The organism is Streptomyces sp. SID14478 (assembly GCF_010548525.1).
Lineage (GTDB): Bacteria > Actinomycetota > Actinomycetes > Streptomycetales > Streptomycetaceae > Streptomyces.
On the sequence record NZ_JAAGMG010000479.1, the window covers coordinates 1 to 7,806 of the forward strand.

The following is a 7,806-nucleotide window of genomic DNA, read 5'->3' on the forward strand; positions in this document are numbered from 1 at the left end:
CGGGCTCGCCCGGCACGAAGACCGTCTCGCGCAGTCGCCGCACCACTCGCTCGGCGACACAACTCCCTTGCCGGTCGGCCGCCTTGGCCACGAGGGAGGCCGGCCACGAGCTCGCCGCGACCCGGCTCAGGCGGGCCGGGCGGGGCGCCTTCGTGTGCCCGCAGATCTCCTCGACGTAGCGGGCGTACCAAGCCGTCTCCGCCGCGGGATCGGGCGGCGGGTCATCGTCGTCGTCGAACAGGATGCAGTACGTCCTGCGCCACCGGGCCCGCCCGTCGAGAGCCGCCCGCAGTCGGCGGAACGTGGGCTCGGACCCCCAGGCCCAGGGGCACAACGGGTCGGTGTACTCGACGACTTCGAGGACCGGGTCCCCCACCTCGCCGAGCTCCTGAGGCACCCGCGGCGCCGTCACGCGGCGTTCCTGCCGGCCGGTGGTTCGGCGGCCTCGGGCGGCAGCAGCGAGGCCAGGGTGACCCCGCCCAGGACCGTCGACGCCTCGGCCTCGATCCTGCGGTACACGGCCGGGAGACCGGTGGCGGCGCCCGGGTAGTCGAGGCCGGCCAGCGACCCGCCGCGCAGGGTGATCAACTCGCCGTCGACGGCGCGGACGACGTCGAGCAGGGTGATGCCCTCGGCGCTGCCGCCCAGCCAGTAGCCGCCCTCGCAGCCGCGCTGGCTGCGCACCAGGCCGGCCTTGCGCAGCTCGCCCACCACGGACTTGAGGAAGCGGAACGGGATCTCCTGCGAGGAGGCGATGGACTCGCAGGTCAGCGGACGATCGGGGGCGCGGGCGAGCTCCAGGAGGGCCCGCGTGGCGTAGTCCGCCTTCGCGGAGATATGCATGCGCACATCATGCCTGAACCCCCGCGCGCGGCAAGGCCCTTCACGGTCGCCGCGCATTTGTTGCGAGAACATTGCCGCAGGTGGGAGCCAATGGACACCTCTTGACATCCTTTTCCCGCGGGCCCTAGCGTCCGGGCCATGAGCGATCCGCTGACCACCCCTGGCGAAGGTTTCCACCCGCACCTGCCGGACGCCCCGGACCGCCCGGCCGGAGGGCTGCGGACCCGCCTGCACCACATCCGCGCCGACGCCCTCGACGGCGACACCGCGCAGACGGGCGGCATGCGCCGGTTCGCGGCCGTCAGCGGAGCGGCCGTCGGTTCGGAGAAGCTCTGGATGGGCCAGACCCATGTCGCTCCCGCGACGTCGTCCTCCGACCACCACCACGGCGCGTCCGAGACCGCCATCTACGTGGTCAGCGGACATCCGGAGTTCGTCTTCCTCGACGACTCCGGCGACGGCGAGCGGGAGATCCGCCTGCGCACCTCCCCCGGCGACTACATCTTCGTCCCACCTTACGTGCCGCACCGCGAGGAGAACCCCGACCCTGCCGACGAGGCCGTGGTCGTCATCGCGCGCAGCACCCAGGAGGCGATCGTGGTGAACCTCCCGAAGCTGCACGCGCTCACGACGGACCCGGGCGCGCACGACGGTCACTGAGCGGGCGGTTCAGCTCAGGTCGATGACCACCTTGCCGACGGCGTCGCCCGATCGCAGCCGTCCCACCGCCTCGTCGAGGTGGTCGATGCCGTACTGCTCGTAGGGCAAGGACAGCTCGCCGGACGACAGGTCCGGCAGGAGTCGCAGGACCTCCGGGGCAACTTCCGTGCCGCGGCTGATCATGTTGACGGGCAACAGCGCGACGTCGGCGAGCAGGAAGTCGGCGAGATCCAGGGTGAGTTCGCGCCCCGCGGTGTAGCCGACGAGCGCGGCCCTGCCGCCCGGGCGGACCAGGGTCAGCGCCTCGCGCAGGACCGCGCCGCCGACGGTGTCGATGAGCACGTCGGCCTTCCCGCCGATCGCCTCCTCGGAGAGCCGGCCGGCCACGAACGCCTGAGCGGCGGCGGGCACGTGGGGCAGCTTGGCCGGGCGGCCGACCACGCCGACCACCTCCCCTCCCGCCCGGGCGGCGAGCTGCACCGCCATCGCACCGACCGCTCCGGACGCCCCGGTCACCAGGATGCGCTCGCCGGGCCGCACCTGGGCAAGGGCATGCACGGCCGCCCATGCGGTGCCCACCGGGGAGAAGTGGATGCAGGCGAGAACGGGATCGGTGCCTTCGGGCATGACCTCCACGGCGGCGTCGGGTACGCGCACGTGCTCGGCCCAGGCGCCGTCGCGGCTGAGCCCGAGGCCCTCGCCGCGCACCCGCACGAGAGCGCCCTCGGGGTGGGCGCCGGAAGCGAGGACGATGCCGCTGCCCTCGGTACCGGGCACGAACGGCAGGTCGGGGAGGACGCCGAACTGCCCGTCGAGGATGTTCAGGTCGAGATGGGCAACGGTCGCCGCCGTCATCCGTACGAGCGTGTGGCCGGGCTCCGGCTCGGGAACGTCCCTCGTCGCGAGCCGCGGCAGAGCGCCGAACTCCTTCAGGACGAGGGCGCGCGACGCGGGCGTGGCGTGACTCAATTGCGATCTCCGTTCTCTGCGTTCCCCTCCCCGGACACTGTGATCATGCCAGCGGTACGACGACGCGGACGCACGGGGCGCGACCCGTCACACGATGCTGCCCGCACTCCGCCGGAATCGACGAGCGCAGGCGCAGCGGGACGGCCCGCGCCACGCCGACATCGAAGCCGAGCACCGGCCGCCATCGCACGCAGCTCCCGTAACTCCCGTACTTTTCGACCCAGTTCGACTCACGGTGACGTCGCCCTCTTGCCCGTGCGCAGCGTGGAGACGATGAGCAGCAGGGCCGATCCGCCGAACAGTGCCGCGGTGATCAGGAGCCAGTGCGTCAGGAAGCCGTTCGCCGACCGGCCGGTGGCGGCCAGATAGCGGTCGTCCATCATGCCGCTGATGAGCGGGAACCAGACGAGCAGCAGGAGAAGGGACAGGGCTGCGGGGACGCGCACGTACAGGACCCGCGGGCGCTGCCCCAGCGCCCCGCACGCCCTGAGGAGCAGCCGGTCCGCGGCTGCGTACAGCGGCACCAGGGCGAGGTCGTGCAGCAGCGCCGCCCCCACGACCCACAAGGCCACGTCGAACCAGTCGCCGGCGAGCAGCCGCGCCCCCGCATAACCGGCAAGCGCGAACGAGCAGGCCAGCAGCAGGAGTTGCAAGGGACTGCCGAGCGGGATCCGGAAACCCGGAGGTGCCGGGACCCGGCGCAGTGCCGTCCACAGGCCGCCGCGTGGCCTCTGCCGGGCTTTCTTGGTTGCCATGGGTCACGGCCTTCCGAACGTCAGCGTGGCCACCCATTTGGTGTTCAGCACACCGGGCGCGGCGGGCACGACGATCCGCGCCGGGAAACCGTGGTCAGGGGACAGCGGGGCACCGTTGACGTAGAGCGCGAGCAGGGACCGCGGGTCGGCGACCTGATTGGCGCGCAGCGCCGCGTGCCGGAACGCGCCGTGGGCCTGGAGGGACTCGACGAACACGTCCGGCGGATCGCCTTCGTGACCGACGAGTGCGGCCAGATCCCGCAGCCGCACCCCGCGCCATCGCTGGTCGGACGTGGACCAGCCTTCCACGCAGGCGATCGGCAACGCGGCCTCGTGCAGCGCGAGGCGGGCCAGTTGCGCTCTGCTCAGCCGGATCGTTCCCGTGCGCCCGGTGACGCTCAGACGCCAGGCGTCCGCGCCCGTCTGTGCCGATTGGATGCCCGCGTACGCCGCGGTCTTGTTGATCTGGAAGCCGCCCGGTCCGCTGCCGGGGTCCGGGCCGCCGTGCGGCGCGAGCAGGGCCGTACCGCGCAGGCCGTCGAAGCTGCGCCCTGCGGTGGTGGCGAACAGCAGTAGCGCGCCCCCGCCGACGAACCCGAACGCGCCGCGCCGTGAGACCGTCGGCGGATCCGGCCGCGGCGCCGCCAGCGCGTCCTCCTGCGCAACTTGCCCCTCGCCTTCCCGCATGCGCCGCACCGTGCGCAGTGCGGCCGGCACCTTCAGCGCCGCGTGCGCGAGGAACGCGGCGAAGAAGACCCACGCCCCGTAGAAGTGCAGCGGGTAGAACGAGCCGGGGAACAGGTAGTCGAGCTGGATGTTGAGCACGCCCGTCGTGAACACGAACAGGCCGCCGCCGGCCAGCAGGAGCAGGGAGAGCCGCTCCAGGCCGTGGGTGAGCGAACGGATCGGCGGCAGTGCGAACAGTCGCGGCACCACCGACCACAGTTTGGCGAGCAGCACCGGGATCAGGGTGATGCCGAGGGTGACGTGCACGCCTTGTGTGAGGCGGTACAGCCAGTGCGGGTGGGTCGGCCAGGAGAAGAGGTAGAAGCCGAGCAGTCCCTTGTCCGGGGTCTTGTCGTTCACCGCCGCCAGGTTCGGGTTGTAGGCGGCGTACGAGAGCAGTCCCGTCGCGAACAGCACGGTGATGCCCACGAGCAGAACGAGTCCGAGCACCGAGGTGAACCGGATGCCGCGCAGCGGACTGCGCCAGAAGCCGGGGGACGTGGGCAGACGAGGAGTGTCGCGCATGCTGCGACCGTAGAACGCGACACCCCCGGAAAGCCGCGCTCGACTCATGACGAAACGCTGACGTCCGCGCCGCGGCGGCCGGCCCCGCCCGACCTAGCTCGGCCCTGGCTCAGGCGAGCACCTCGTGGTTCGCCCAGGCGACCTTGTACGGGAACCGGGCCTGCCAGCGGTGGATGACCTCGCCCGCGCCGGGGGCCGCGAACGAGGCGACGAGCGCGTCGAAGTCCGTGAGGCCGAGCTGCACGATCACGGTCGCGATCAGCGCAGGAATCGCCTCCTCGCCGGGGACCGGGATGTGCCGCTGCGCCGTGAAGGTCTGCACGTGTCCGGAGTCGAGCATCACCTTTTCGATGTCGTGAAGGAATGAATCGATTTCCGTGTCAGGAACGTCGGACTGGAAGGAGACAATCATCGTGTGGTTGATCATGCATCCATCGAAGCAAGGTCCGCGGCGAGAGTCCAAGATCCGTTCGCTCTTCGGCGATAACCTGGAGGAATGAGTGAACTGGAGACCCGGGAGCTGGAGTATTTCCTCGCCGTCGCGGAGGAGCTGCACTTCGGCCGCGCCGCCGCCAGGCTGTCGATCGCGCAGCCGGCCCTGTCGAAGGCGGTCCGCCGCATCGAGTCACGGCTCGGCGTCGCCCTGTTCCACCGCTCCAGCCGGCACGTGGCCCTGACGCCGTCCGGCGAGGCACTCCTCGAACACGGCCGGCACGCGCTGAACGCGATGAGCGCCGCCGTGCGCAGCGCGCGCCGCGCCGCGGAGAGCGACACGCACCTGCGCCTGGTGCTCAAGCCCGGCGGCGACGCGCACCTGCTGTCCGGGATCCTCGCCGCCTACGACCGGCAGCCCGACGCCCGGCGCGTCGACATCCTGTTCAGCGGCGCCACCGACCGCGTCGACCACCTGCGTGACGGCCGGGCCGACGTGGCCCTGCTCTACGTGCCCTTCGACGACCTCACCGGCCTCGCCCACGAAACGCTGCACACCGAGGACCGCGTCGCCGTCCTCCCCGCGGACCACCCGCTGGCCTCCCGCACCGCACTGACCACGGCCGAGCTGGAGCACGAGACGCTGCCCCGGTGGAAGGGCGTGCCCGACGGCGGGAGCGGGCCGGAGGTCGCGGACGCCGTGCAGATGGCCCACCTGATCCGGCTCGGCCGGATGATCGCGGTCCTACCCCGCTCCCTCGTCGAGCCCGTCCCCGCGGACCTCGTCCGCGTACCGGTGAGCGATGCGAGCGACAGCAGCCTCGTCATCGCCTGGCCCGCGCGCGACCGGCGCCCGCTCGTCGCCTCGTTCGTGGCGGCTGCGGTCGAGGCGAGCCGGGCGGCCGGTCTGCACCCGGACGCCGCCTTCACCGGTTGACGGCGATGCGGGAAAAGGAAGGCCCCGGGCGGATCGCTCCGCCCGGGGCAGGGGGGTCAGCTCACCATGCGCCGGGCGCGGGCGGCGCGACGACCGGCGGGCGGTCGTCGCAGGTGATCGTGTTCGGCAGCTCCCAGGCGGCGAGCCAGGGGCCGGTCGTGCCGCCGCCGTCGTTGCCACCGCGGTCCTCGACCGTGAACTCCGAACCGGTGGCGGGGAAGTTGAACGAGCCGCAGTTGTTGATGCCCACCGCGCCGACGTTGCGTGCGTCGACGTTCTCGAAGGACGCCGATCCCGCGGAGCGGGCACTGAGCACGGACGTGCCGGTGCCGTCGACCCTGATGTCCTTGAAGTGGACGTTCGTGATCTTGTACTTGTCCTTCACCGGGAAGTCGGAGACGAGCATGAGCGCGTTGTAGGTGTTGTCCAGGAAGTGGTCGCCGGTGACCTGGATGTCGGCGTCGATGTCCTTCTCCAGGGCGTAGAACCAGAGGGCGCCCAGCCCGATCTGCCAGTTCAGTTCGTACGTGCCGGCGCGCACGGTCGTGTTGTCGGTGATCCACAGACGGCCGGTGAACGGCTCGGCACCGAAGCGGGAGCCGACCTGGATCGCGCTGCCCTCGCGGATCGGGTCCGCGATCAGGTTGCCGCTGACCTTGTTGTCGGTGCCGCCGTACAGGGCGATGCCGTTGGCCAGGACCGGGGTCTGGACCGTGTTGCGGGAGAAGGTGTTGCGGGCGTCCTGCTGCTTCTCCGACCACATGGCCAGCGCGTCGTCGCCGGTGTTGCGCACGAAGTTCTGCGAGACCAGTGAATCCGTCACGCCGGTATGGAAGTTGAGGCCGTCGGCGATCTGGTCGGCGATGACGTTCCGGGTGACGCGGACGTTCTTCATCGGACCGTCGAACCAGAGGCCGACCTTGGTGTGGTGCAGGTAGAGGCCGTCGACGGTGGAGTCGCTCATGGCACCGCCGATGGCGTTGACCTGGTCGGTGTCGATGCGTTCGCGGACGTCGCCCTCGATCGCGAAGCCGGACAGATGCACGTCGTGGCTGCCGCCGTCCGCCGCGTCCTTGCCGTAGAAGCCGACTCCCGTGTGCACGGAGCCGTCCGGGGCGGGGGTGTCGAGGGTTACCTGGTGGCCCTTGACGGTCGTGTACCAGTTGCCCGCACCGACGATCGTCACGTCGTCGACGACGATGTGCCGGTTGACCTGGTACGTGCCCGGGGGCAGGTAGACCTTGAGGTGGTGGCGCTTCGCCGCGGCGACGGCCCTGTCGATCGCGTCCGCGGAGTCGCGTCGGCCCGTGGGATCGGCGCCGTAGGCAAGGACGTTCGCGGCGCGCAGTTCGACGTGCGGGGCGCCGACGAGTTCGGAGTCGAGCAGGTCGATGACCGTCCAGGCCGCTTTCGTGCCGGTGGGCGCGGTCAGGCGGACGGTGTCACCGGCACGGTGGATCCGGCCCAGCCGGACGCGCTGCTCGTCGTAGAAGTGGCTGGGCCTGAACGGCTTGTCGATGACGGGAGCCGGCGTCGTCGCTGAGGGGACGCAGCCGCATTCCGTGATCCACCAGTCGGGGTGCAGCAGGTCCGCCTGCGGGTCGTTGCTGAACGGGTACTGGTTGTAGAGCCACGCGTATTGCGAGGTCAGGGTCATCGGCGCCTGCCGCTTGCCGTTCACGGCGATGTCCAGCGGGGCCGTGATGCCGCCGCCGTTCGCGGCGTCCGGGATGCTGTAGCGCACGGTGAGCGCGTTGGCCGCGCGCGGCAGCCGGAACTCGACGTACTGGCCCGGCTTCAGCCGCACCGCGGCGCGGCCCGACGCCTCCGACGGCAGGGTGTAGGCGGTGCGGTCCGGGCCGATGACCGTGCCGTCGGTCCGTGCGCTCTCCGCCTCCTGCTCGGCGAACGGCACGTCGGCGCCGCGGCCCTCGACCAACGAGGGGGCGAGCGCCGCCC

The 7,806-nt window shown here is 71.4% G+C and carries 8 protein-coding genes and 1 pseudogene; 2 read left to right on the plus strand and 7 right to left on the minus strand.

Going from position 1 to position 7,806, the window contains the following annotated elements:
* Both G3I40_RS15910 and G3I40_RS15915 read right to left on the minus strand, forming a co-directional pair.
* Positions 1-412: pseudogene (locus G3I40_RS15910) on the minus strand (hypothetical protein); the annotation flags it as partial.
* Positions 409-843: an Rrf2 family transcriptional regulator gene (locus tag G3I40_RS15915; RefSeq protein WP_164302820.1), complete on the minus strand. Its 435-nt coding sequence runs from the start codon at positions 841-843 to the stop codon at positions 409-411. The gene G3I40_RS15915 and the pseudogene G3I40_RS15910, both read right to left, overlap by 4 nt.
* Before the next feature lie 138 nt (positions 844-981).
* Between G3I40_RS15915 and G3I40_RS15920 the strand changes: the two genes are divergently transcribed.
* A complete protein-coding gene (locus tag G3I40_RS15920) occupies positions 982-1,503 on the plus strand; it encodes a cupin domain-containing protein (protein WP_164302821.1) in 522 nt (173 codons plus the stop codon).
* A 9-nt stretch (positions 1,504-1,512) separates the two neighbouring features.
* Here G3I40_RS15920 and G3I40_RS15925 read toward each other — a convergent pair whose 3' ends face one another.
* The 4 genes from G3I40_RS15925 to G3I40_RS15940 all read right to left on the minus strand — a co-directional run bounded on the left by G3I40_RS15925 (position 1,513) and on the right by G3I40_RS15940 (position 4,905).
* On the minus strand, positions 1,513-2,472 hold the full coding sequence (locus G3I40_RS15925) for a zinc-binding alcohol dehydrogenase family protein (protein WP_164302822.1): 960 nt from the start codon (positions 2,470-2,472) through the stop codon (positions 1,513-1,515).
* Between the two features lie 230 nt (positions 2,473-2,702).
* Positions 2,703-3,227 carry a hypothetical protein gene (locus G3I40_RS15930; protein WP_239091768.1) on the minus strand — a complete coding sequence of 175 codons (525 nt, stop codon included), beginning with the start codon at positions 3,225-3,227 and terminating at the stop codon, positions 2,703-2,705.
* Between the two features lie 3 nt (positions 3,228-3,230).
* On the minus strand, positions 3,231-4,478 hold the full coding sequence (locus G3I40_RS15935) for a molybdopterin-dependent oxidoreductase (protein ID WP_164302823.1): 1,248 nt from the start codon (positions 4,476-4,478) through the stop codon (positions 3,231-3,233).
* A 109-nt stretch (positions 4,479-4,587) separates the two neighbouring features.
* Complete coding sequence (locus tag G3I40_RS15940; protein WP_164302824.1) at positions 4,588-4,905, minus strand: hypothetical protein; 318 nt, start codon at positions 4,903-4,905, stop codon at positions 4,588-4,590.
* A gap of 69 nt (positions 4,906-4,974) precedes the next feature.
* Between G3I40_RS15940 and G3I40_RS15945 the strand changes: the two genes are divergently transcribed.
* Positions 4,975-5,847, plus strand: a complete 873-nt coding sequence (locus G3I40_RS15945) for a LysR family transcriptional regulator (protein WP_164302825.1) — start codon at positions 4,975-4,977, stop codon at positions 5,845-5,847.
* Positions 5,848-5,908: 61 nt separating this feature from the next.
* Here the strand turns inward: G3I40_RS15945 and G3I40_RS15950 are convergent.
* Positions 5,909-7,806: glycosyl hydrolase family 28-related protein (locus tag G3I40_RS15950; RefSeq protein ID WP_164302826.1), on the minus strand; the 1,898-nt coding region annotated here is incomplete at its 5' end.

Coding starts and splice junctions, on each gene's coding strand:
- G3I40_RS15915 (WP_164302820.1), bottom strand. CDS start 843: ATGCATATCTCCGCGAAGGCGGACTACGCCACGCGGGCCCTCCTGGAG.
- G3I40_RS15945 (WP_164302825.1), top strand. CDS start 4,975: ATGAGTGAACTGGAGACCCGGGAGCTGGAGTATTTCCTCGCCGTCGCG.
- G3I40_RS15920 (WP_164302821.1), top strand. CDS start 982: ATGAGCGATCCGCTGACCACCCCTGGCGAAGGTTTCCACCCGCACCTG.
- G3I40_RS15935 (WP_164302823.1), bottom strand. CDS start 4,478: ATGCGCGACACTCCTCGTCTGCCCACGTCCCCCGGCTTCTGGCGCAGT.
- G3I40_RS15930 (WP_239091768.1), bottom strand. CDS start 3,227: ATGGCAACCAAGAAAGCCCGGCAGAGGCCACGCGGCGGCCTGTGGACG.
- G3I40_RS15940 (WP_164302824.1), bottom strand. CDS start 4,905: ATGATCAACCACACGATGATTGTCTCCTTCCAGTCCGACGTTCCTGAC.